The organism is Natronincola peptidivorans (assembly GCF_900111615.1).
GTDB classification, from domain to species: domain Bacteria; phylum Bacillota; class Clostridia; order Peptostreptococcales; family Natronincolaceae; genus Natronincola_A; species Natronincola_A peptidivorans.
In genome coordinates this window covers 68,741-92,201 of sequence record NZ_FOHU01000008.1, presented here as the reverse complement: position 1 = coordinate 92,201, position 23,461 = coordinate 68,741, and the positions used below count along the sequence as shown (strand labels likewise).

Sequence of the window (23,461 nt, the reverse complement as noted above, 5' to 3'; positions counted from 1 at the left end):
AATAAGATGCGAGGAAAGATTCAATGGAAGAAAAAAACAGCCCTGCTGATTAGTTTATTGATGCTAATCACCATGATGCCTCTAGCAGTCTTTGGTGAAACAAATGATCTAGAGGGGCACTGGGCCGGAGCGGTTATTAACAAATGGATAGAGGAAGGCTTAGCCAGTGGCTATCCCGATGGCAGCTTTCGACCCAATAACCCCATAACAAGGGCTGAATTTATTGCATTGACCAATAAAGCCTTTGAATTTACTGAAGAAACAACCATATCCTTTAATGATGTAAAGGAAGGAGACTGGTTTGCTGCATCAATAAAGAGAGCCATAGCAGCAGGCTATATCAGTGGATACCCAGATGGCAGAATGGGGCCTGGCAACCAAATCAGTCGACAGGAGACAGCAGTTGTCTTAACAAAGCTCATGGATTTAATCCGAGACCCCAATGCAGCAGAGGACTTCACTGATACATCCAGTATACCTAGCTGGAGTAGAGGTTATGTAGGTGCTGCTGTAGAGGCAGGCTATATGAGGGGTTATCCAGATGGCAGCTTTAAAGCAGCTAATCCCATAACAAGGGCAGAGGCCTTAGTAGTGCTAAATAAGGCCATGATGGATAGAAAAAAAATATCTGAAGAAAAAGAAGAATTCACGGGAATCATAGACAAAGCTGGAATCTATGGTCCTGAAACAGACACAGAAGCATTTGATGGAGATGTTTATATCAAGGCAGATGGAGTTACCCTGCAAAACATAGTCATCAAGGGAGACCTCATCATAGCAGAGGAAGTAGGGGATGGAGAAGTATACTTAAACAATGTTACCGTAGAAGGAGACACATACATCAGAGGTGGAGGTATGGATAGTATTTATATCAACGATGGGAGATACAATCGAATCATTATCCAAAAAGCCAGAAGTGGAATACGAATTCTTGCAGTCGGTACAGGGATTACATCCCTAATGATCTACCCAGAAACAGCAGGTAATGAAGTGATTTTACAGGGTGATTATGAAGAAGTTACTATTATGTCAGATAGTATCAGTCTTACCACACAAGAAGATACTACCATTAAAAAGCTAATCGTATACAAGGAAATAAAAGACACCAAAGTCACCACTTCAAAAGAAACGGTAATAGATTTACTAGATGTTAATACAACAACAAATGTCACCAATGAAGGAAGAATAATTAGAGCTTTAGGGGCAGGAGCGGAGGATTCAGAATACAAGGTGAACCTGCCAGAGAACCTACAGCCTAGAAGCTCAGGTGGCTCTGGTGGTTCATCTGGCAGCTCAACAGCTTCTGTAAGTGGGATTACTGCTACACCATCAGCAGGTAAAGCGGCGATGGGAACAAGCGTTACTTTAAGCACAGCAACAACAGGTGCAACAATCTATTACACCTTAGATGGCAGCACCCCAACAACCAGTAGCAACCAATATACCAACCCTATTACCATAAACGCAGCCACAACGATAAAAGCTATTGGTGCTAAGAGTGGTATGAACAATAGTTCAGTTGCAACATTTTCTTATACAGTGGATGAAACAACAAAACCAAAAATGACTGTATCGCCATCACAAGTAACTATAGATAATAACTTTGATGAAACCTTCACATTAACAATAGCAAATGATACGGTTGTAAATACAGTTTATGCAAATGATGTTTCACTAGGTGGTGTATTCCAAGGAATGAACATAGGTACAGTAGCTAGAACCAATAGTACCACAGTAACAGCAGAAGTATATGGAAATCTAGCGAATCCAGGAGTAGGAACAATTACCTTAGATGCAGATGCTTTAGTAATAAGCACGCAGCAGCTAACAGCAGATGTTGCAGTGGTAGATCCTGGTTCCCCAGTAAATAAAACAGCATTAGTTGGAGCCATAGCAGATGCAGAAACAAATAAAGGAACAGTAACAGTAAGCACAGATGGCTCAGATGTACCAACAACTGACCAGTGGGTTACACAGGAAGTAATGACAGCATACGAAACAGCCATTGCCACAGCTGAAGGTGTAGCCAATGATGCCAGTGCAACCCAACAAGAAGTTGATGATGCATTAACTGCTTTAGCAACAGCAACAACAGCATTTAATAATGCAAAACAACAAGGTCTATATGCAGAAACAACACCTGAACAATATTTCACATTTATCAGCTCAACAGGCAGAATCACAGGCTATGATAATGCAGGCGGACTGGATGTTATGATCCCATCTACAATAAATGGGTATGATGTAACTATTATTGGAGGAGATGCATTTAGTTATAAATCACTTACTAGTGTTGTGCTTCCTGATACCATCGAAGCGATTTGGATGAGCGCTTTTAGAGAAAACCAATTAACCAGTATAAAATTACCAAATAGTTTAGAAAGCATTAGTGCTAGTGCCTTAAGGGATAATAATATTTATGGTATTACAATAGGTTCAGGTGTAACTATAGGGAACTCTTTATTAGATGGCACTAATAACTTTAGAGATGTTTATGAGACAGAAGGAGCTGGGAAGTACATTACCAGTGGCTCATTAAAAAAATGGTATAAAGCAACACCAGATGTATATTTCACATTTGATAGTTCTACCGGTACCATCACAGATTATGATAAGAATGGTGGTTCAGAAGTGGTGATACCACATGCTATTAATGGGGTTTATGTGAAGAATATCGGTGCAGAAGCCTTTAAAGACAAAGACCTTACAAAAATAATAATTCCAAATAGTGTAGAAAATATAGAAAACAATGCTTTTGCAGATAATAACATCACTGATATAATTGTAGGATCAGATATTAATATTCAAGACAATATGCTAGGGTCTGATAACAACTTCCGTGACTGCTATAACTCTCATGGAGCTGCAAAATACTATGCGGCAACACAGGATGGGCTTTGGAAAAGGGCAGCATATGAGATTGGTGAGACTGGACCAGCAGGCGGTATCATATTCTATGATAAAGGTAACGATGCCGATGGATGGAGATATTTAGAGGCCGCTCCTGCATCCACCCAATGGCAAGTTGAATGGGGTGCATATGGAAATACAATTGGAGGAACAGACTCCGCTATAGGCACAGGTGCTATGAATACTAGCATTGTTACAAGCTGGCTAAATATTGATGGGGAAACAAATAAAGCAGCACAATTATCTTATTATCTAGAGTGGGGAGGATATAAAGACTGGTTTCTTCCTTCAATAGATGAGCTAATAGCGATTTATGACGAATTATATCAAGATTATGGTTTTAACACAGGTAATAATTACTGGAGTTCTTCTGAGGGTAGTGGATTTTGGGCAGACAATATGGCAGGAATGCTAGGAATGACAAACACAGCAAATTCTATAAACTATGATAAAAATAAAGATATTAATGCTCGAGCCATAAGAGCCTTTTCTATCGAACCTGGAGTAACAATTCCAGTTCAAGACATATCCCTATCAGGGGAAGGTGGCCAAGATACGATATCAGTTGGAGATACACTACAAATGCTGGAGGTGTTTTTCCCAGCCAATGCCACTAATCAAATGGTGACTTGGGAGTCCAGTAACGAAACTGTAGCGACAGTAGATACAAATGGTTTAATAACAGCAGTAGCAGCAGGTACAACAGATATTAAAGTCACATCCATTGCAGATACAACCAAGATTGATGAGGTCACTGTGACGGTAAATGATTAAACCGGTGCCAGGCACTTAACTTATTAACTTATTGAAAGAATCCCCCAGCAAAGCTTAAGAACAATCAAGCTCTTAAGGAACTGGGGGTTTTTCTTTACCCTCAAAAATAGACCATGCTGTAGTGGCATGGTTTTTAAAATGCTAATCTATTACTTTAATACGTACGCTTTTTTTCTGACTACTAAAAAAAGTAAAAACTCCATAGAATCAGAGGGACAAAGCTTCATAAAAGGAGCTTTTAGTCTTGTATTGGACAACTACCCTTTTTGGGTGGGATAAGCTTTTTACAAAAACCACCCTTTTTGTGTGATTTAGAAAGTAAGGAATAGGACTATAATAGTATCAAGGCAATGGGTAACATGACAGCAGCTGTCTGAACTCAGTATATGAAAAATGAGGCAAGGGAGGATCATGATGTTGGATCATAAGAACGGCTTTATGGAGAATATAGTTAATGAAGAGGAGCGGATAATAGGATTTATTCCTGAAATGAAGAAAAAAACTGGATTATTTTCTTCAACTATATATACCTTGGTAGTGACAAATACAAGAATACTATTTGTACAGCTGGCACCTGCTAGGGCTAAGGAGGTAGCTCAGCAAGCTATACAGCAGGCTAAAGCTGAAGGGAAGGGATACTTCCACCGTAGCATGGAGGCTATGATGTCCCGTCGTAGAATCATGGAGGTATATAGGTCTATGAAGCCAGAAGAGATTCTCCATGAAACACGAGGGAATTTTTATATCGAAAACCAAAGCATACAGAAAGTAAAAATAACCAGTGATTCTGGTTATTTGGATGAATCCTATAAAGATGGTAAAAGCACTATGGTAATTACTACAAATATAGAAAAAATCAAATTGAAAACTACAAACCTAGATGTAAAGGCTGTTAAAGAAATGCTTAACAGAGGGGCTATTTCTACATAGTTTATATGAAAAAAAACATGGGAAAAGACATAACCAATTATTGCTAAAGTCATATAACTTAATTTAATCAATAGTTGTTACCGCCATTGACCTAAAGTTGTTTTAAGTTATTTTTCAAGTGAACATCCTCTATCTTAACTATAAATAGAGGATGTTTACAAAAATACTATAAAGAGATCTCTTAGTAATATACCTCTTCTAAAAACAAACCCTGTGGTGGGAGAGTCTCACCAGCATTCGCTCTAGTTTTGCTTTCGAAAATTTCATCTATATAAGAAACATCCATCTGTTTTAAACCTATTTTAACTAAGGTGCCCATCATGATACGAACCATATTGTACAGAAAACCATCTCCAGTGAAGGTGAATACTAGCATATTGCCTTCTTTATTGATGGTGATTTCCTCAATATGCCGAGTAGTAGATTTGTTTGTCTTTTTTACAGAAGAAAAGCCAATAAAATCATGGGTACCTACCAGCTTTGCTGCTGCCTCCTTCATGATTCCAATGTCTAGTTTTTCTACAAGGTGGTAGCTATATTTACGTTGGAAGGCTGATGGTATCCAATGATTCCAGATATAATATACATATCTTTTACTTTTGACATTATAACGGCTATGGAATCTCTCAGATACCTCTTTCACTTCCTTTACCACAATATCCTGTGGCAGATAATGATTCATATATTTGTGGATTTCTCTAATGGACATAGGAGACTTTGTATGAAAATTAGCTACTTGGCCTCTAGCATGAACACCTGCATCAGTTCGTCCAGATCCAATAATCTCTATAGGTGTGGCTACCATCTCACTGAGAACATTTTCTAATTTACCCTGAATAGTCTCACTAGAGTTTTTTAGTCTCTGCCAACCACTATATCTACTGCCGTCATACTCTATGATTAACCTGATATTTCTCATCAACTCACTCCTTTCCTACATAGGGAATCATCAACAATAGCTTGCTGGCTTTACGCTAAATTTATCCCTAATTATTTAGTGTTATTTAGTATCTGATGCCAAATATCAAGATATACTTCTGTTGATGAAGTTTCTTTATAATCAGGTATGTTTCCCAATCGCCATAGAGAAATACCTTGTAGGCCAAACATTTTTGCTAGGTCTATTTTTGCTTGGATGCTTCTTGCATCCTCATACCATAGAACATTATTGGTTTCATCCCTGCTGTCAAAAAAGGTTGCGTAGGGGCTATGACTTCTGTTGGAATAGTTTATTGTAACGCCATCCATGAGAAGCCTTTGTTGTATGGCTTCATAGCTGGGGGTAAAGGGATATTTATTGATAACCCTTCCGTCCTTAAGCTTCCATTGTGCTGAATCAAAGGAAAGCTGTAGCCATATTCTATTTAGGTCTTGCACCCCAGTTGTCTTGTCAGTAATTGTTCTTAAAGCATAGTAGATTTCATCAATAGGCGCCAGAGGAGTTGTAGCATATCCACTTTGCATTTCTGTGTCAGTCAATTGTTTTGCATTGTAATCATGAGCCATTAAAATCACCTTATCAGCCAGCTCTCCGATAGCTCTAAAGTCATAACCATCATAGTAGGCTTGACCAGAGCGTCTTGCAGGGTGGACAGCAACATAAAGTGATTTATTTGTCTTAGTAAGCTCCTGTCTTAACTCTGATAAGAAGACATTAAAGGACTGCTTTAATAGATTGCCCCTCATATTTTCAAAATCAATCACAACACCATTAAAGGAAGCTTGGGCTCCATCTACTGTTGTAGAAGTAATCTGAGATATTATGGCAGCAATTACTTCTCTACGTATTTCGGGATTGGTTATTATGTATTCAACCAAAGGCATATTGGTTTTTGTATCAGTGTTAATCAAGGTGTTATTTTCTGCAAAGACCATTAGCTGTGTAGAAACATTATTCTCCTTAGCTAGGTTTAAGGGCTGTGAGAACCCAGCAGGTATTCCGTACTCATTGTCATTGCTTCTTGTAGTATTCAGCACAACCTTATTGTCTGTAGCATCATACTCCAAACGGCTCCAGCCAAAGCTTACAGAGTCAAGAGAGGGCATCATATAGGATTGATGGGAGGACTGTATAGCATAAAAAGCATGTAACTCATCAATAGAACCATTGAGCTTTTCATGCATCCGCATCATCATGACTGCTGCTTCTTCTCTCCTAGCGGTGTTACGAGGGGCAAATAAATTGTTCCCTACTCCAGAAATAATGCCGAAGTCTCTGGCCACGGTTATGTATCCTGTGTTTTGAGAAACATCATTAAAAGGACTTCCTAGATAATCCAACTGATTTGCCAGAGTTTCGTAGCCTAAAGCCCGTACAATCATTACCGCCATTTCCTCCCGGGTGATAGGCTCTTCCCCTCTGAAGAGGTTTGAATCAAGGGAGATAGCACCATGCTTAACAGCTGTTTCTACTGGTGCATAATACCACTTGGTTGCATCCCTATTATCAGCAAAGCTGCCTTCCTCTGGCTTAACTAATTCCCATCCCATAAGCTTTACTAAAAAGGTAACAAATTCATTCCTACTGATTGTATAACCCATACCAAACTGGTTCTCGCCAATGCCGTTGGTAATCCCTAACAAACGCAGTTCATGAACAGCCTCATTTGCCCAATGATCATTAGGGACGTCATTAAATCGTGTTACTGTGTTTCCATTTACAAATGATGCACTTGTACATATAAACATAGCTATGAATATAAGACTAATGATTCTTTTATGCTTCCCCACGATTTTTCATCCTCCTCTTATAAATATATGGATACCAAATGTTGTTATTTATAGCCTACATTTATTGGATTTAATTGTCAACAATGGCTTGCATAGTTGTTAAGAATTACCAAAATGCAGATAAAATAATTAACAGGTTTTTGCCAACTATTGAATTCATAAAAAATACAAAATTTGTTAAAAATATTATTGACATATGTTCAAAACATGGTATGATAAAAATATAAAGAACATATGCCCAAAACTGATAAGGAGGTGATATAGATGCCTGGAAGAGATGGAACTGGCCCAGTGACATGGGGAAGAGGGATTGGAAGAGGCCTAGGAATTTGTTATGGAATGAATAGTACCAGAGCTGACTATGGATTAGGTTTTGGTTGTAGAGGAGGCATGAGAAGAGGCTTAGCTGGAAATTTTATTACACCCACCACATCAAAAGAATTGCTTGAACAACAAAAAGAATTGATGAAAAGAAGACTAGAGGATATAAGCATACAGCTGGATTGCTTATCAAGGGATGAAAAGGAATAAGGACATAGCTCTTGATGCGTAGATTACTAATATGGGGTGAATAAATTATGCCGAGACCTAGGAAATGGAGAAGAGTATGTTGCTTGCCGGGGAGTAACATGTTTGGACCCCTCAATGTGTCTAATTTAGATGGTGAAATAATCATGACGGTTGAAGAATATGAAGCCATACGTCTTATAGACTTAGAGGGATTAACACAAGAAGAATGTGCTGAAAGAATGAGTGTTGCTCGTACAACTGTGCAGAGGATTTACAATGATGCTCGGAAAAAGCTTGCAGAGGCCTTGGTAAATGGAAAGATCCTTAAAATACAAGGGGGAGATTATAAGCTTTGTGAAGAAGGTGAGCCCATGTATGGATGTGGCAGATGTGTCAGACATAGGATGAGACAAGGCCACTTGGAGAATGAGAGCAAAAGTAGATAACCAATATTGATAAAGCAACAAAAATTATATAAGGAGGAATTCCAATGAAAATTGTACTACCTGTTGATGACAAAAACATGGAGACCGATGTTTGCATATCCTTTGGTCGTACACCATATTTTCTTATTTTTGATACTGAATCAAAGGAAAGCACTTTCTTAGCCAATCATGCAGCAAATAGTCAAGGTGGTGCAGGTATTAAAGCTGCACAAGCAATCGTAGATCAGAAGGTCGATGCTTTGCTTGCTCCTCGGTGTGGAAAAAATGCTGCAGAGGTAATATCAGCAGCTGAAATCAAAATGTATAAGACCATGAATAATTCTATCATGGATAATATTAATGCATTCAATGATGGAAAACTAGCTTTATTGGAAGATATCCATGCGGGATTCCATGGTGTTGGAGGTAGATAATATGAAGATTGCCGTCCTAAGCGGCAAAGGAGGTACAGGTAAGACACTGATTTCAGTAAATCTAGCTGCAGCAGCAAAAGATGCTATCTATATTGACTGCGATGTTGAAGAGCCCAATGGGTATCTTTTCTTTAAGCCTGTTGACGTTATATCAAAGCAAGTAAGTATTAAGATTCCTTTTGTTAGTGAAAATCTTTGCAGTGGATGTCGTGAATGTGTTGAGTTTTGTAAATTTAATGCATTGGCTTATATTAACAATAAGCTGGTAGTCTTTGATGAAGTTTGTCATTCCTGTGGTGGTTGTGTATTGTTTTGTCCTGAAAAGGCTTTGCAGGAAAAGAGAAAGGTCATCGGCGAAATCCAAAAAGGTATTTCGGAAGATGTTACAATTATCACAGGGATCTTAAATACTGGTGAAGCTTCAGGTGTTCCAATAATAAAAAATCTTTTACATGACAGCAGCCTTCCACTAAAAAGCTTTACCTTTATTGATTGTCCTCCTGGTAGCGCCTGTATTGTCATGGAAAGTATTCAGGATGCAGATTACTGTATTTTGGTTGCTGAGCCTACTGTATTTGGTGTTCATAATCTTGATATGGTGTATGAGCTAGTAAAGCTGTTTGATAAACCCCATGGTGTGGTGCTGAACAAGTGCTTGGAGGGAAAAAATCCTGCTGAAAGATTCTCTATAGAAAGGGACATAAAGGTTTTGGGTAAGATTCCCTTTGACAACCAACTTGGTATGCTCAATACAAATGCACTTATAGCAGCTAGAAAAGATGAAAAATATAAGGCTTTCTTCGTCTCACTCCTTGATACTGTAGTTAAGGAGGTGCTGCAGCATGCGACAGCTATTAATCCTTAGCGGCAAGGGTGGAACAGGAAAAACAACCATTGCTAGTGCCTTCATTAAACTATCGAAGGTAAAAGCATATGCAGATTGTGATGTAGATGCACCTAATTTACATTTAATTATGAATCAACCATCGGAAGCAAAAAAGTCTGATTATTATGGATTACCAAAAGCAGAAATCAATACAGATCTATGTATAGAATGTGATTTATGCAGACAAAATTGTCGTTTTGATGCAATCAATAAGGAAGCAAACTATAAAATTGATTATTATAGCTGTGAGGGCTGTGGTGTGTGTGTGCGGATTTGTCCAGTAAATGCTGTCACTCTACAGCCGGCAAAAGCAGGAGAATTAATGTTATATATAAATGATACAGTCTTTTCTACTGCTCAACTTAAAATGGGAAGCGGCACCTCTGGGATGTTGGTGTCAGAAGTAAAGAAACAAATGAAACTAGCCGCTCAAGATGCAGAACTAGCCATCATTGATGGATCCCCTGGTATTGGATGTCCAGTGATTGCATCCCTCAGCGGTGTAGATATGGTCCTTATTGTTGCTGAGCCATCGATATCAGGGATCAGTGATATGGAGCGCATTATTAAAACTGCTGAGCAATTTCAAACAAAGATAGCAATATGTGTCAATAAGTATGATACCAACATAAAAAACACAGAAAGAATAGAACTCTTTTGCAATCAAAGTAATCTGCCCTTCATTGGTAGGATTCCCTTTGATCCTGATGCTGTTAAGGCAATCAATAATGGTAAAAGTATTGTTGATACTGATTGTCCTTCAGGACAAGCTGCAGAAGAAGTATATCACAATACCATAAAAATATTAATGAATAAAGATGAATAGTAGTTTGAAGGGTATATGAAGAGGTGTTGTAGCTACTGAAAATACAGTAGTTCCATAAAAAACAGAATAATTATGAAGGAGAGAAAAAAACAATGAGTGAAAATTGTAATCAAACCTGTAGCAGCTGTAGTGATGACTACAGTGAAAAAAAAGAACAAAAAGTAGATTTTTCTGAAAAACCCCATGAACTCAGCAGAATAAAAAAAGTAATAGGGATTGTCAGTGGTAAAGGGGGAGTAGGCAAATCATTGGTTACTTCTATGCTGGCTGTTGCCACAAGAAAAAGAGGATATCATACTGCAATTCTCGATGCAGATGTAACAGGACCTTCTATACCGAAGGCTTTTGGGTTAAATGAAAAAGCTGAAGTAACTGACTTAGGTATATATCCTGCTAGAAGTCAAACTGGTATTGATATCATGTCTATTAATCTCTTATTAGAAAATGATACTGATCCTGTAGTTTGGAGGGGGCCTCTTATTGCTGGTACAGTGAAGCAATTCTGGACAGATGTCATCTGGAGTGATGTAGATTTTATGTTTATTGATATGCCTCCTGGAACAGGGGATGTACCACTAACGGTATTTCAGTCCATCGCTGTTGATGGAATTGTTATCGTCACCTCTCCTCAAGAGCTAGTTTCTATGATTGTGTCCAAGGCAGTGAATATGGCGAAGAAGATGAATATTCCAATCATTGGGTTAGTAGAAAATATGGGTTATTTTAAGTGCCCTGATTGTGACAAGGAATATAAAATTTTTGGAGAGAGTCATATCGAACAAATTGCGCAGAAGTATAATGTTGATGTGCTTGCTAAACTACCAATCGATCCTAAGCTTGCGGTGGCCTGTGATAGAGGAATGATTGAATTCTATGAAGGCGATTGGTTTGACAATATGGTGAAAATCTTAGAAGAAGATGTAGAGAAAAAAATGAAGATTGCAGTAGCCAGTGAAAAGGAAACGGTTGCCCAGCATTTCGGACATTGTGAAAGCTTTAATATTTTTGAAGTAGAAAACAATAGCATTATAAAGGAAGAGGCTATATTAAACCCAGGACATAAGCCTGGCTTTTTACCCAACTTCTTGAAGGATAAGGGAGTGAATGTCATTATTTCAGGTGGTATGGGAAGTAGTGCAATTGATATATTTAATGAAAAAGGGATACAGGTAATCACTGGAGCTGAAGGTTCAGCGAAAAATGCTGCTGAGCTATACCTACAAGGTCAGCTTATATCCACTGAATCCGTCTGTCATGAGCATCAGTATCATGCTGAATGTGGAGAATGATTTAATTAGCGTAAAGGGAGCTATATCATACATAGTCTTACATTAACACGAATAAACCCTTCATACAGAATAATAAGAAAGCTTCTTACAATGAAAATTCACTTAGGATAAATACTAATGAAATCTTATGTGATTTGTAGGGCTTTCTTTTATTTTTTGTAAGTTTTCTCTTTTATAATTATAGTATCTATAATAAAGGAGGAATGAAAGTGTTAAAGAAGCTCAGTAGTAAATATGTAGCAGCTTTTTATGGAGGGATACTTATAGTTTTATGGAGTATTGTTCTGATCTATGGAGGTGTTATAGGTCCATTTGGTTGGTGGGGGTTAATGGTCTTCGGTGTAGTTGGAGGTATTACATCTTTAATTTGCATTATAATTGTATTCATAAGAGTATTTAGGAAAGGTGTTATTGGGGCATGGATGATTGTACTATTAATCATTTCATTATTCTCAGCATGGCCTAGCGGATGGTTCTTTGGGATTGGTCAGATTGCTTATCCTAATAATGTATATTCAGTTGAACCATCGATTAGTATTCGTTCTCCATTTAATATACCAGTAATTGTTGGATGGGGAGGAGACACATTAGAAGACAATTATCATGCTTGGATGCCTTTTCAAAGATGGGCATATGATTTATTTGCTATGCCAGCAGTGATAGAAAGTAAAAGGTTAGAGGATTATGGTATTTACGGTGTTGAAGTGGTGGCACCTATTTCTGGAACAGTTGTGGGGGCATATGATAATGAAGAAGACATTGAACCTGGATCAGAAAAATTTCAATCATTGCTTGGTAATTACATATTCATTCATGTAGAAGATACAGACACATATCTTATATTAGCACATCTTAAACATAAATCTCTCCTGGTGCAGGAAGGCCAATTCATTGAAGAAGGGACACCAATAGCTCAAGTCGGCAATTCAGGAATGACCAGTGAGCCTCACTTGCATATACATCATCAAAGACAAAATCCTAATCAAACACTACTTTTAGCAGAGGGATTGCCACTCTTCTTCCGAGACATACAGGGGTCTCCTATGCCTAAAGGAGGAGGAGATAGAATTGAGAATGGAATTAGAGTGCCTAATGGTGAGATGATTATCCCCTTAACAAAATGATAATATAACATAGAAGGGCTTATCTATAATATGTCTAGTAGATTTATAAATCTACTAGACATACTTGAAGGCAAAAAAGCTAGAGTCTTTCCTCTATCAAGCATACTACCTCTGATACAAAAGAATCCTCTACAGGAAGATTTTCGTACCAGAGGTCTTTGTGTTTTTCAGAGAAATATTTTGCTTTTTTGATGAGCTCCGGTCGATACTCATAATGCATGATATCAAACTGACCCCATTTTCCACCCCAGATAAAGTAGTTGCTCTCCATAATATCCACGATGATTTGAGGATAGTTTTCCAGACGCTTCTCTGCCTGAGTTTTTGTAGCCCATTGCCAGTAATCAGCTGGATGAATAGCTAAATCTATGGATATACCAAAGGAATGGGAGCTTAAACGATTGGTTCTAGCAATATAGCGGTAATTATAGGTTCCTCCTATCGGATGTAGATAGGACCAAATCTCAGGATTGTTTTTTGACTGATAATTTAACTCTGTGAAAGCTTTTTTAAGGAATGTGGCAGCAGCATTATTGCTATTGAAACGATGGTAGCCAGCATGAATCTGTATCCCAATGAGGTTGCCCTCGATTTCTCTTGGATTGCCCCCATAAACCTCTTTCAATAGAGGATAAACTCTTATTCTACCAGGATTGTAGTCTTCGGGCATTAATTCATCAATAGGACCTAGAAGATATTGTTGCTCCATCATATCCTGAAGATCTGGATTTGCTATCTTCTCTAGGGGCGTCTTCTCCTTCTTGTCATCATACAATATCCTATTACCAGATTTCAGTACAAGATATACCTGATGATCCTCTTCTACTTCTATATCTATGATATACTCTGGATAGGCCATCATTAGAGAAAAAAGATCTTGTCTTAGGGTTATTTCATACTCCTTCTGGTATGTTATTGTTTCTTCGATAGTGGTCTCCCTAAAAAAGAATATTCCTTTGATGGAGAGAGCTCCTAATAGAAACAGTATCGGGATAATGATGTATTTTTTCATAATTCACCTGCTTTTTCTATTTTATTTACACCTCATAATAATACTTATTCTACTTTCTCAGCTTTCTTGTCAAATATTTCTAAACATGACACACAGCTGTCAGGTTATTTATGATATGATCAGAGAAAAGAGAAGAGGGAGAGAATAGTGGTATGTATAAAAAAGTAGATTATAAAAAGGATTATAAAGCATTATATCTACCTAAAAAAGCACCTACAATCATTGATGTACCTGCTATGTCCTATGCTATGATTCATGGCACCGGTGATCCTAATGGGGAGGATTTTGCAGAGGCTACAGCTGCACTGTATTCCTTAAGCTATGCTGTTAAAATGTCCTATAAAGGAAAAGAAATTCCTAAGGATTATTATGAATATACAGTCTTTCCATTAGAGGGGATATGGGATTTGGTTGACAAGACAAAGTCCATCAACGATAAAGGCAACTATAAGTACACCATTATGATACGGCAGCCGGATTTTTTAACCCAAGAGTTTTTCACAAAATTCTTGGAGATATGTAAAAAGAAAAAGCCTAATGGATTTCTAGAGAGAATAATATTGGGGGAAGTGACAGATGGCCTTAGCTGTCAAATGATGCATATTGGAAGCTATGATGATGAACCAGCCAGCTTTGCCAAGATGGAAGAATATTGTCAAGATAACGGCTATAGAAGAAAATCCAAGACCCATCGGGAAATATACCTATCGGATCCAAGAAAGACAGCCGTTGAAAAACTAAAAACTGTACTAAGATTTTCTATAGAAGCTATTTAGGAAGGAGGAAGCATATGGAGATTATTAAGGTTGATCATACAAATATTGATGCTGAGCATATTTGCTGTGCAATTACTGAGAAAAAGGGTGAATCCTGTATTTCTTCAAAAAAATTGTGGCTTAAGGAAAGGTTTGAAGAGGGACTTGTTTTCAGAAAGCTTAATGCTCGGGGAAAAGTGTTTATCGAATATACTCCTGCGGAGAATGCATGGTGTCCTATTGATGCAGATAATTATATCTTCATCAATTGTTTTTGGGTTTCTGGCAGCTTTAAGGGAAAAGGTTATGGGTCTAGACTATTGGAAGTATGTATTGAGGATGCAAAAAGTCAAAGGAAAAAAGGTCTAGTTGTACTATCTTCTAAAAAGAAAATGCCTTATTTATCGGAGGCAGCTTATCTAAAGAAAAAAGGTTTTGAGGTTTGTGATGCAGCAAACCCATATTTTGAGCTATTATATTTGCCCTTTGATAAAAATGCAGATAAACCTAAATTTAAAGCATGTGTTCGAAAAGGACAGATACAAGAGAAGGTTATGGTACTTTATTATTCAAATCAATGTCCTCATACTGAGAAATATGCTGCTTTGATTGAGGATATCGCCAAGGCAAGAGATATCGATTTTATTAAGATGAAATATCAATCAAAAGAAGAAGCACAAAATGCACCATCACCCTTTACCACTTACAGTCTTTTTTATGATGGAGAATTAGTTACCCATGAGGTATTATCAGAAAAGAAGTTTATAAAAATACTTGAGGCAAAGGGTTTATAATATGGAGTATATTCCAGCAAAAACCATCGTGACAAAGACCAAAAATTCTCAATGGTTTGGTTCAGATTACAATATGAATATATATAAGGGTTGCTGTCATGGTTGTATTTATTGTGACAGTCGTAGTGAATGTTATCGTATTGATAACTTTGACCAGGTGAGGGCTAAGGAAAAAGCGATTGAAATCATTAGACGAGAGCTTCAATCAAAAAGGAAAAAGGGCGTAATTGCAACAGGTGCCATGAGTGATCCATACAATCCCTTTGAGAAGCAGCTGCAACTGACAAGACAGGCCCTAGAGCATATCAACACCTTTGGGTTTGGAGTCTCCATCGCTACAAAAAGTCATCTAATTATCAGGGATAAAGATGTTTTGTCAAGAATCAAACAGCATTCACCAGTTTTAGTGAAAATCACCATTACTACCTGTGATGACCAGCTTTGTAAAAAGATAGAGCCGAATGTTTCCATTTCTTCAGAACGGTTTTTAGCTGTAAAAGAATTATCCCAGCAAGATATTTTTACTGGAATATTACTGATGCCAGTTTTGCCCTTTTTGCAGGATAATGAAAAAAATATAAGTGGAATTATTCGTCTAGCCCATGAAAGTGGCGCAAGGTTCATATATCCTGCCTTTGGTGTAACCCTGCGACAAAATCAAAGAGAATGGTATTTTCAAAAACTAGATCAGCTTTTCCCAGGGATAAAAAATCAGTACATAAAGCAATATGGCAACTCCTATCAATGCACTTCTAAAAAAGCTAGAGCTTTGTGGACATTATTTGAAAGAGAATGTCAAAGGCTAGGTATCCTTTATAGAATGAAGGATATCATCAAGGGTTATAAAGAAGGATATGGAAGCAAGCAGCTTTCATTTTTTTAGAGTATAAAAAGCAAGCATCCTATTTGCTTGCTTTTTACATTTCTTCAATAATATTACGAACCCATTTTTTAGAAATTACCCTTGGAATACCTATGAGGGCCTTAAGAATTTCCTCTAAGGACACTAGAGCTACTACCCAATAAACGGGCATCTTCCAGATGAGTGCACCTATAAAGGCTAAAGGAACACCTAGCAGCCAAACACTTCCCATTTCTAAAAACAAAGAATATTTAGTGTCTCCTCCACCTCTTAGAATCCCAACAATCAGTATAGTATTAAAGACTTTAGCACTCATTACCACAGAAAATACCATCAATATTTTCGCAGCACTCTGGCGTACAACTTCTGAAACATTGAAGAAGGAAACCACCAATGGAGTCAGTGTCAGCAAAGTAATTCCGATAACAATTCCAATGACTACCCCTATTATAGAAAATCTTTTGGCATAGGATACAGCATTATCCTGCTGATTAGCACCAATCTCATTGCCAATCATTATAGTACAAGCATTAGCTATACCAAAGGCAATCACCATAAAAAGATTTTGTATAGTATTTGCAATGTGAATTGCTGCAACAGCCTCAGTGCTTATTCTTGCATATGCAGCTAAATACATAGTCATGCCTAGAGCCCAAAGTCCTTCATTCAAAATAACTGGAGTTGCAGTTCTAAAAAAGTTCTTCAGAAAACTCTGCGATATATCCAGCAATTCATTTATCCTACCTGCTAATGGATGCTCCTTAGAATAGATGATCCATAATAGGAGAAGCATCTCTGCGATTCTAGACAATAAAGTAGCTAAGGCTGCCCCCTTAATTCCCATAGATGGAATAAATCCTATACCAAAGATAAAAAGATAGTTTAGGAGGGTATTCATCACCAAGGAAATACTACTGATTATCATGGGAAGCTTAGCCTGACCAATACTTCTGGCGCCAAAGGAATAGGAAAAGCTTATGGCAGTAGCTAAATAGCTTATTGCCACCAAAGATAAATAAGTACTCCCTAGCTTTATTGTCTCTACATCTTTTGTAAACAATCTCAAGACTCCTTGAGGTGCAAATAAAGCAAAGCCTGCAAATAAACTACTAATAATTCCCCCAATAACTAAAGCGATGCCCAATACTCTTCGGATATTGGCTACATCTTTTTTACCCCAAAATTGAGCAATAAAAATAGAAGCCCCACTGTTAAGGCCAAATAGAAGAAGAATAAACACAAAAAAGAACTGGTTTGCCAGTCCCACCGCTGCAATCTCAATCTCTCCAATCCTACCAATCATTACAGTATCCACAAGATTAAGGGAGGAAGAAATTAGATTTTGTAGGGTGATGGGAATAGCAACGGCAAAAAGGGTTTTATTAAATTCCTTATCTTTCTTTATTGTTGAAATCATTTGTTATCCTCATTTCTGGTATTATCAAACTCTCTTTTGAGAAACACTATTCCCATAAAAAAGTCTGCTTCTATTGTACATAAATTTTTTGTATTTTGCTACTGTTACTTTTTACGGGTTTGTAGCTGTTTCTGAATAATAGTGATGAAAACAACCAGACAGATGTAAAACAATTTTACAATTAGTAGCTTTATGAGTATAATGGATTTATATGGAATAAAATGGAGGTGATCCAATGGAGGCATATGAAAATCTGTGGAAATCCTTTGTGCAAGGGATAGATTTTGATCAAAAGCTTATAAAAAAGGATATCCTAAGCTCCTGGCAACGCTGTAAAAAAACCAATGTATCCCTTTATGATTTTGATCAAAATCTTCTCATGAAGCCTCAGAAAAAGTATCAATATGTCCTTAAATATCTTCCAGAGTACAATGAGATGCCTTATCGGGAGTTTTGCAATATTGTAGAAAATCTTAAGCTAAATATAAGCATCTATGATGAAAATGCTAAGCTAAAATATATCATTAATTATGATGATTCCTTTGATGATTTGTATCCACAGGTAGGATATTTTTTAGATGCTTCAGAGGAAAAGCTTGGGACTAATTCTACTTGCTTAGCCATTCTAGAAAACAAACCCTTCATGGTGGTGGGACAAGATCATTATAAATATATTTTTCATCAATTCAGCTGTGTAGCAGCACCATTTTATTGTGAAGAGAATCATATTGGGGGAACAGTGAATGCATCCTTTCTTCACACATCAGTCAACAATGATACACTAAATATTATTTATAGCCTAGCAAGGCTCTATGAAACATTGATATTAAAAAGAGTATCATCCAAGAAAAAAGAAAATCTTCAAAATAATGAAGGAAAAGAGAAGAAACCAAAAGATATCTATTTTACCTTCAGTGATATTATAGGAGAATCGGAAGCTATTCAAAATACAATAAGAATGGCAGAAAGAGCAGCCACAGTGGATTCTTCTGTGCTGATCTATGGTGAAAGTGGCAGTGGGAAAGAGGTCTTTGCACAAGCAATTCATAGTAAAAGCAGGAGAAAAAACCAGACCTTTGTAGCTATTAACTGTGGCGCTATTCCTACAGATTTAATTGAAAGTGAGTTGTTTGGTTATGAGACAGGGGCATTTACGGGGGCTGCAAAAAGTGGAAAACAAGGACTATTAGAATATGCTTCAGGGGGTACATTATTTTTAGATGAAGTTGAAAGTATGCCTTTGTCACTTCAAGTAAAAATTCTAAGAGCATTGTCTTCATCCTCCATCACAAGAATTGGAGGATTCCAGCCGATGCCTATAGATATAAGGTTGATTTCAGCATCAAAAAAGGACCTAGAGGTAGAAATAAAGAAAGGTTATTTTAGAGAGGATTTGTATTATAGAATCAATGTTATTCAATTAAAGATTCCCCCCCTAAGAGATAGAAAGCAAGATATTAAAGCAATAATAGATTATTATATAAAAACCTTTTCTCAAAAAAACAGTATCAAAGTGAGAAAGATAGAAGATGAGTTTTACAAGTACCTTCAAGCTTACCATTGGCCAGGAAATGTGAGAGAACTGATAAATATTATTGAGCGATCCTTGGTGCTATCAGAAGATGGCATGATGGATGAATCAGTTTTATCCTCTAGCATTAAAGAATCTTATACAATAGCCAAGTTAAAAAAAGATTTAAATGAAGTTTTTAATCAAGCACTTCCAAAGGAGAAAAATATATTACAAATAGCAGAAGAGGTGATTATCGATAGGGTGCTAAAGGAGGAAGGCTATAATATGTCCAGCACTGCAGCAAGGCTAGGAATATCTCGTCCTACTTTGTATAAAAAAATTGAAAAATCTAAGGGATCGAATCGTAAATAAATTTTACAAAAGGAAAGGCTGTAAATAATTCTTACAGCCTTTCCTTTTTCTTTGTTTTGAAGGATAGCTGAAACAGTTGATAATGCTAGCAGTATTTAAAGATTAAGTTGGCAAGAAACTTGCTTTCATAAAAGGTAGGAGGGGATTTTATGCCTTGTATTCATATTCGAACAGGGAAGGTAGAACATCGGGTAAATATAGAAGATTTTTCTTATCAGCTATCTCAGAAGATGGATATTCCCATTGAAAGAATGAATGTTATCGTAGATTATTATGAGAAAACGGATGTATTTATAGGCAGAAACACTGATTTTATCATTATTACCTTATGGGTTTCAGAGGCTAATGAAAAAGAATTTATCCGTAACCTAGCCAAAACAACAGCAGCATTAGCAGAGAAATATTTTCATAAGAAAGAAAAAAGTGCAGCTGTCATGTGCAATCTCATGAGGGAAGGATATCTATTTATTCATGATCAATTTATTTAAGGGAGGAATGTAAATGAGTAAAATTGTATTAATTCACGGAGCTTGGCATAATGGCAAGTGCTGGGATCAGGTTTCACAGCTACTTGAAAAAGAGGGGTATGAGGTAGAAGCTCTAACACTTCCAGGAAATGGAGAAAATGACAGCAAGGATGTAACCTATGGAGACTATGTAGAGTATGTAGTAAAAACCTTAAATCAGCAGGAGGAAAAAGTAATTGTGGTGGCTCATTCAAGTGCTGGACATGTAATGCAGATGGCCATTCCAAAAGCTAAGGATAAAGTTGAAAAAGTTATTTTCAACAATGCTTGGATTTTACCTGATGGCAAAGCTCAATTTGATTTTGTTCCAGAGGAAATCAAGGCAGTCATGAGGGAGGAAGCTAAAAAAAGTGGTACTGGTGCTATACCTATTGATCCTAACTTTGTGCGGGGGATGCTTGCCACTGAAGCTAGTGAAGAAAGCTTTAAAGCTTTAATGGCCATGCTGGTTACTCAGCCTTTAGTGATCATGGAAACACCTATTGATGCCAAAGATTTTCAAGCTTTAGATATACCGAAAGTCCTACTATATTGTACCAAGGATGTATCTGTACCTCCGGGTGCATTTGTTGGAATGTTTAAGTCCTTAGGAGATTATCCTATCGTAGAAGTAGACTGCGATCACGAGGGCTTGTTTACAGCTCCAGAGGTGTATACGAAGGGCCTTATTGAATGTATCAAGATATAATGGGTTATTAATAAGAAGAGTAGTAGATTTTATGTTCCCTCAGAGAAAATTTGAGGGAACTTTTCGTTTGGGGAATACATTGTAACAAAGTCAAAAAAATTGGGAAAGAATAGCAGGAAATTCTAGAATTATGATGAAATAAATATACAAATATTTATGTAGATAAGAGATTGATCGTGCATATATTAGGAGGTAAGCCAGTGAAACATTATAAAACCTCAGAAATCGCAAAGGCAGTAGGTGTTCATCCAAATACAGTAAGGCTATATGAAGAATGGGGACTGTTACAGCCAGTTCCAAGAGATAAAAATGGCTATCGATTATATAACAAAGAGCACCTAGAACAGATGCGGCTTGCAAGAACTGCGTTAAGATGTGAATTTGTTGAAGGTCAAATAAGGGAAAAGGCTACTGCTATAATTAAAACTGCGGTAAAAGGAGATTTGAAGAAAGCTTTAAATAAAGCATATGCATATTTATCTCATATCCAAAATGAAAGGGAAAAAGCTGAGGAGGCACTGACTCTGGTGAATCAATGGATTCAGGGTGAGCTTGATGAGGATTCATGTACATATATGAATAGATTAGATGCCGCCAAACAGTTAGGGGTTTCTATAGATGTCCTTAGAAATTGGGAAAGAAATGGTTTGATTGAAATTCCAAGGAATATAAAAAATAGGTATAGAATCTATGGTATCAATGAAATGAAACGATTAAAAATTATTGCTATTTTAAGAAATGCAAACTATAGTATGATGTCAATACTTCGAATGCTAAGGAATATCGATCAAGGAAATAAAGATAATCCCAAAGATATAATTAACACACCAGATCTAGAAGAAGATATAGTAAGTGCCACAGATCGTTGGATATCGACATTGATAGAATCAGAAAAAGATGCTACTGAAGTTATTCAGCAGCTAAAAAGAATGATTGGGAAATGAATACCATGCAAAACCTTTGAAAAAACATTGTATTTTAGATGGATTTGTCTTATAATTGTTTATGGAATTTAAAAAATAAAAAGCCTGTCTAGCGCTCTGCAAAAGCCCAAAACTAATGCAACGAAGTAAGGGTTTTTTTTCTTGAACAAAATGAGGAAAGGCTGGTGTCGATTTATGTACAAACTTGATCAAACACAAACCCCGTTATTGGATGCTCTGTTGGATTATGTAAAAAATGATACGGTTCCCTTTCATGTACCTGGTCACAAAAAAGGGCAGGGAATGGTAAGTAAATTCAAGGATTTTATAGGAACAAATGTGATGGCTATTGATGTTACAGTGTTCCAGCAGGTAGATAGCTTGCATAAGCCAACTGGAGTCATTAAAGAAGCCCAGACCTTAGCAGCTGATGCCAATAATGCGGATCATACCTTGTTTTGTGTTCATGGCACCTCAGGAGCCATTCAAGCCATGATCATGAGTGTAGTGGGTGCTGGAGATAAAATTATCCTCCCAAGAAATGTGCATAAATCAGTTACTGCTGGTATCATACTTAGTGGTGCTATGCCAGTTTATATGCAGCCTGAAATTGATAACAATATAGGAGTTGCCCTTAATGTTACTCCTGAAACAGTAAAGACAACACTAGAACAGAACAGTGATGCAAAGGCGGTTTTGATAATAAATCCAACCTACTATGGAGTTTCCACAGATATCGAAAGAATCGCAGATATTGTCCATAGCTATGGCATACCTCTGATTGTAGATGAAGCCCATGGACCTCATTTGCATTTTCATGATAAGCTCCCTATATCAGCTATGGAGGCTGGTGCAGATATGTGTGCCCAGAGCACCCATAAGATTATTGGTTCCCTTACCCAGAGCTCTATGCTGCAGATAAAAGAGGGATTGATTGATGTAAATCGAGTAAAAACCATGATGAACCTCCTGCAAACCACAAGTCCATCCTATATTCTCTTAGCCTCCTTAGATGCTGCAAGGATGCAAATGGCAACGGAGGGACAAGAGATTTTAAGTGAAGCAATAGCCTTAGCCAAATACGCAAGGACTGAAATCAACAGTATTAATGGGCTGTTTTGTTTTGGGGAAGAGATTGTAGGGAAAGAAGGGGCTTATGATTTTGACCCAACGAAGATAACCATCACTTGTAAAGAGCTTGGAATTACCGGACATGAGATGGAAAAAATTCTTGCTGAAAAATACTTTGTTCAGCCTGAAATGTCGGATTTATATAATGTGCTTTGTGTGTTTTCCATAGGAGATACGAAAGAAAAAGTAGATACTTTAATAGCAGCCTTAAAGGAAATAAGCAAAATTTATAGCAATAGCGATAGAACAAAACTTGAGATTGTAGATATTCCCAAGATTCCATTGAGAGTCTTATCTCCAAGAGATGCCTTCAATGGTGGCACAGTTTCCATCTTGTTAGAAGATAGTGTAGGAGAAATCAGTGGAGAATTTTTATTAGCATATCCTCCAGGGATTCCAGTCCTTTGTCCAGGGGAGATTATTACAGACGAAATCATAGAATATATAGAGACTCTAAAAAAGGCTGGCCTCTATGTCCAAGGGACAGATGATCCGGAAGTTAACTATATTAGAGTAATAAATGACTATAGACAGTTGGATATAATAACATCTGCATAAAATGTAAAAACTATATGCTAAGAATCGGTTTTTAAAAACTAGAAACCGGTTCTTTTTTATTGAATCAACAT

At 37.1% G+C, this 23,461-nt stretch carries 21 protein-coding genes; 17 read left to right on the top strand and 4 right to left on the bottom strand.

Translation table 11 applies throughout. From position 1 onward, the window contains the following. Positions 1–6 precede the first annotated feature (6 nt). Positions 7–3,684, top strand: coding sequence for an S-layer homology domain-containing protein (locus BMX10_RS10215; protein ID WP_090443397.1), 3,678 nt, complete (start codon positions 7–9; stop codon positions 3,682–3,684). A 414-nt stretch (positions 3,685–4,098) separates the two neighbouring features. Continuing rightward, positions 4,099–4,614 carry a hypothetical protein gene (locus BMX10_RS10210; RefSeq protein ID WP_090443395.1) on the top strand — a complete coding sequence of 172 codons (516 nt, stop codon included), beginning with the start codon at positions 4,099–4,101 and terminating at the stop codon, positions 4,612–4,614. 181 nt (positions 4,615–4,795) lie between these two features. Here BMX10_RS10210 and truA read toward each other — a convergent pair whose 3' ends face one another. Next, entirely contained in the window at positions 4,796–5,533 is a 738-nt protein-coding gene (gene truA, locus BMX10_RS10205; protein ID WP_090443392.1) for a tRNA pseudouridine(38-40) synthase TruA, read from the bottom strand. A gap of 71 nt (positions 5,534–5,604) precedes the next feature. Continuing rightward, complete coding sequence (locus BMX10_RS10200; RefSeq protein ID WP_090443391.1) at positions 5,605–7,344, bottom strand: glycosyl hydrolase family 18 protein; 1,740 nt, start codon at positions 7,342–7,344, stop codon at positions 5,605–5,607. A 264-nt stretch (positions 7,345–7,608) separates the two neighbouring features. Between BMX10_RS10200 and BMX10_RS10195 the strand changes: the two genes are divergently transcribed. The 7 genes from BMX10_RS10195 (at position 7,609) to BMX10_RS10165 (ending at position 12,838) form a co-directional block, all read left to right on the top strand. Continuing rightward, entirely contained in the window at positions 7,609–7,875 is a 267-nt protein-coding gene (locus tag BMX10_RS10195; protein WP_090443388.1) for a DUF5320 domain-containing protein, read from the top strand. A gap of 47 nt (positions 7,876–7,922) precedes the next feature. Then, positions 7,923–8,300 carry a DUF134 domain-containing protein gene (locus BMX10_RS10190; RefSeq protein ID WP_090443385.1) on the top strand — a complete coding sequence of 126 codons (378 nt, stop codon included), beginning with the start codon at positions 7,923–7,925 and terminating at the stop codon, positions 8,298–8,300. A gap of 44 nt (positions 8,301–8,344) precedes the next feature. Continuing rightward, entirely contained in the window at positions 8,345–8,713 is a 369-nt protein-coding gene (locus BMX10_RS10185) for a NifB/NifX family molybdenum-iron cluster-binding protein (RefSeq protein ID WP_090443382.1), read from the top strand. A 1-nt stretch (position 8,714) separates the two neighbouring features. Further along, positions 8,715–9,578, top strand: coding sequence for a nucleotide-binding protein (locus BMX10_RS10180; RefSeq protein ID WP_090443378.1), 864 nt, complete (start codon positions 8,715–8,717; stop codon positions 9,576–9,578). Continuing rightward, a complete protein-coding gene (locus BMX10_RS10175) occupies positions 9,556–10,425 on the top strand; it encodes an ATP-binding protein (protein WP_090443374.1) in 870 nt (289 codons plus the stop codon). The genes BMX10_RS10180 and BMX10_RS10175 overlap by 23 nt, the downstream gene beginning before the upstream one ends. Positions 10,426–10,517: 92 nt before the next feature. Then, positions 10,518–11,714 carry an iron-sulfur cluster carrier protein MrpORP gene (locus tag BMX10_RS10170; protein WP_090443370.1) on the top strand — a complete coding sequence of 399 codons (1,197 nt, stop codon included), beginning with the start codon at positions 10,518–10,520 and terminating at the stop codon, positions 11,712–11,714. Between the two features lie 209 nt (positions 11,715–11,923). Continuing rightward, positions 11,924–12,838, top strand: a complete 915-nt coding sequence (locus BMX10_RS10165; protein ID WP_208976137.1) for a M23 family metallopeptidase — start codon at positions 11,924–11,926, stop codon at positions 12,836–12,838. A gap of 79 nt (positions 12,839–12,917) precedes the next feature. Here BMX10_RS10165 and BMX10_RS10160 read toward each other — a convergent pair whose 3' ends face one another. After that, on the bottom strand, positions 12,918–13,850 hold the full coding sequence (locus tag BMX10_RS10160; protein WP_090443364.1) for a M15 family metallopeptidase: 933 nt from the start codon (positions 13,848–13,850) through the stop codon (positions 12,918–12,920). A 152-nt stretch (positions 13,851–14,002) separates the two neighbouring features. Between BMX10_RS10160 and BMX10_RS10155 the strand changes: the two genes are divergently transcribed. From BMX10_RS10155 to BMX10_RS10145, 3 genes are read left to right on the top strand one after another with little or no spacing between them, the layout of a single operon-like run. Continuing rightward, positions 14,003–14,626, top strand: a complete 624-nt coding sequence (locus tag BMX10_RS10155) for a GyrI-like domain-containing protein (RefSeq protein ID WP_090443361.1) — start codon at positions 14,003–14,005, stop codon at positions 14,624–14,626. 14 nt (positions 14,627–14,640) lie between these two features. Further along, entirely contained in the window at positions 14,641–15,399 is a 759-nt protein-coding gene (locus BMX10_RS10150; RefSeq protein WP_090443358.1) for an N-acetyltransferase, read from the top strand. A 1-nt stretch (position 15,400) separates the two neighbouring features. Beyond that, on the top strand, positions 15,401–16,282 hold the full coding sequence (locus BMX10_RS10145; RefSeq protein WP_090443355.1) for an SPL family radical SAM protein: 882 nt from the start codon (positions 15,401–15,403) through the stop codon (positions 16,280–16,282). 34 nt (positions 16,283–16,316) lie between these two features. Here the strand turns inward: BMX10_RS10145 and BMX10_RS10140 are convergent, their stop codons facing one another. After that, positions 16,317–17,678: an MATE family efflux transporter gene (locus BMX10_RS10140; protein WP_090443352.1), complete on the bottom strand. Its 1,362-nt coding sequence runs from the start codon at positions 17,676–17,678 to the stop codon at positions 16,317–16,319. Between the two features lie 235 nt (positions 17,679–17,913). Between BMX10_RS10140 and BMX10_RS10135 the strand changes: the two genes are divergently transcribed. The 5 genes from BMX10_RS10135 to BMX10_RS10115 all read left to right on the top strand — a co-directional run bounded on the left by BMX10_RS10135 (position 17,914) and on the right by BMX10_RS10115 (position 23,390). After that, positions 17,914–19,563, top strand: coding sequence for a sigma-54 interaction domain-containing protein (locus BMX10_RS10135; protein ID WP_090443349.1), 1,650 nt, complete (start codon positions 17,914–17,916; stop codon positions 19,561–19,563). Positions 19,564–19,712: 149 nt separating this feature from the next. Further along, positions 19,713–20,051: a hypothetical protein gene (locus tag BMX10_RS10130; RefSeq protein WP_090443346.1), complete on the top strand. Its 339-nt coding sequence runs from the start codon at positions 19,713–19,715 to the stop codon at positions 20,049–20,051. Positions 20,052–20,064: 13 nt separating this feature from the next. Beyond that, positions 20,065–20,778, top strand: coding sequence for an alpha/beta fold hydrolase (locus tag BMX10_RS10125; RefSeq protein WP_090443343.1), 714 nt, complete (start codon positions 20,065–20,067; stop codon positions 20,776–20,778). A 200-nt stretch (positions 20,779–20,978) separates the two neighbouring features. Next, positions 20,979–21,722, top strand: a complete 744-nt coding sequence (locus BMX10_RS10120) for a MerR family transcriptional regulator (RefSeq protein ID WP_139176415.1) — start codon at positions 20,979–20,981, stop codon at positions 21,720–21,722. Between the two features lie 174 nt (positions 21,723–21,896). Then, positions 21,897–23,390 (top strand): aminotransferase class I/II-fold pyridoxal phosphate-dependent enzyme, encoded by a 1,494-nt coding sequence (locus BMX10_RS10115; RefSeq protein WP_090443337.1) that lies wholly within the window; start codon positions 21,897–21,899, stop codon positions 23,388–23,390. The last annotated feature ends 71 nt before the right edge of the window (positions 23,391–23,461 follow it).

What these genes read in the sequence shown, in the direction of transcription:
- BMX10_RS10140 (WP_090443352.1), bottom strand. Translation starts at nt 17,678, where the DNA reads ATGATTTCAACAATAAAGAAAGATAAGGAATTTAATAAAACCCTTTTT.
- BMX10_RS10195 (WP_090443388.1), top strand. Translation starts at nt 7,609, where the DNA reads ATGCCTGGAAGAGATGGAACTGGCCCAGTGACATGGGGAAGAGGGATT.
- BMX10_RS10135 (WP_090443349.1), top strand. Translation starts at nt 17,914, where the DNA reads ATGGAGGCATATGAAAATCTGTGGAAATCCTTTGTGCAAGGGATAGAT.
- BMX10_RS10150 (WP_090443358.1), top strand. Translation starts at nt 14,641, where the DNA reads ATGGAGATTATTAAGGTTGATCATACAAATATTGATGCTGAGCATATT.
- BMX10_RS10170 (WP_090443370.1), top strand. Translation starts at nt 10,518, where the DNA reads ATGAGTGAAAATTGTAATCAAACCTGTAGCAGCTGTAGTGATGACTAC.
- BMX10_RS10180 (WP_090443378.1), top strand. Translation starts at nt 8,715, where the DNA reads ATGAAGATTGCCGTCCTAAGCGGCAAAGGAGGTACAGGTAAGACACTG.
- BMX10_RS10155 (WP_090443361.1), top strand. Translation starts at nt 14,003, where the DNA reads ATGTATAAAAAAGTAGATTATAAAAAGGATTATAAAGCATTATATCTA.
- BMX10_RS10215 (WP_090443397.1), top strand. Translation starts at nt 7, where the DNA reads ATGCGAGGAAAGATTCAATGGAAGAAAAAAACAGCCCTGCTGATTAGT.
- BMX10_RS10125 (WP_090443343.1), top strand. Translation starts at nt 20,065, where the DNA reads ATGAGTAAAATTGTATTAATTCACGGAGCTTGGCATAATGGCAAGTGC.
- BMX10_RS10160 (WP_090443364.1), bottom strand. Translation starts at nt 13,850, where the DNA reads ATGAAAAAATACATCATTATCCCGATACTGTTTCTATTAGGAGCTCTC.
- BMX10_RS10175 (WP_090443374.1), top strand. Translation starts at nt 9,556, where the DNA reads ATGCGACAGCTATTAATCCTTAGCGGCAAGGGTGGAACAGGAAAAACA.
- BMX10_RS10130 (WP_090443346.1), top strand. Translation starts at nt 19,713, where the DNA reads ATGCCTTGTATTCATATTCGAACAGGGAAGGTAGAACATCGGGTAAAT.
- BMX10_RS10210 (WP_090443395.1), top strand. Translation starts at nt 4,099, where the DNA reads ATGTTGGATCATAAGAACGGCTTTATGGAGAATATAGTTAATGAAGAG.
- BMX10_RS10190 (WP_090443385.1), top strand. Translation starts at nt 7,923, where the DNA reads ATGCCGAGACCTAGGAAATGGAGAAGAGTATGTTGCTTGCCGGGGAGT.
- BMX10_RS10145 (WP_090443355.1), top strand. Translation starts at nt 15,401, where the DNA reads ATGGAGTATATTCCAGCAAAAACCATCGTGACAAAGACCAAAAATTCT.
- BMX10_RS10185 (WP_090443382.1), top strand. Translation starts at nt 8,345, where the DNA reads ATGAAAATTGTACTACCTGTTGATGACAAAAACATGGAGACCGATGTT.
- BMX10_RS10115 (WP_090443337.1), top strand. Translation starts at nt 21,897, where the DNA reads ATGTACAAACTTGATCAAACACAAACCCCGTTATTGGATGCTCTGTTG.
- truA (WP_090443392.1), bottom strand. Translation starts at nt 5,533, where the DNA reads ATGAGAAATATCAGGTTAATCATAGAGTATGACGGCAGTAGATATAGT.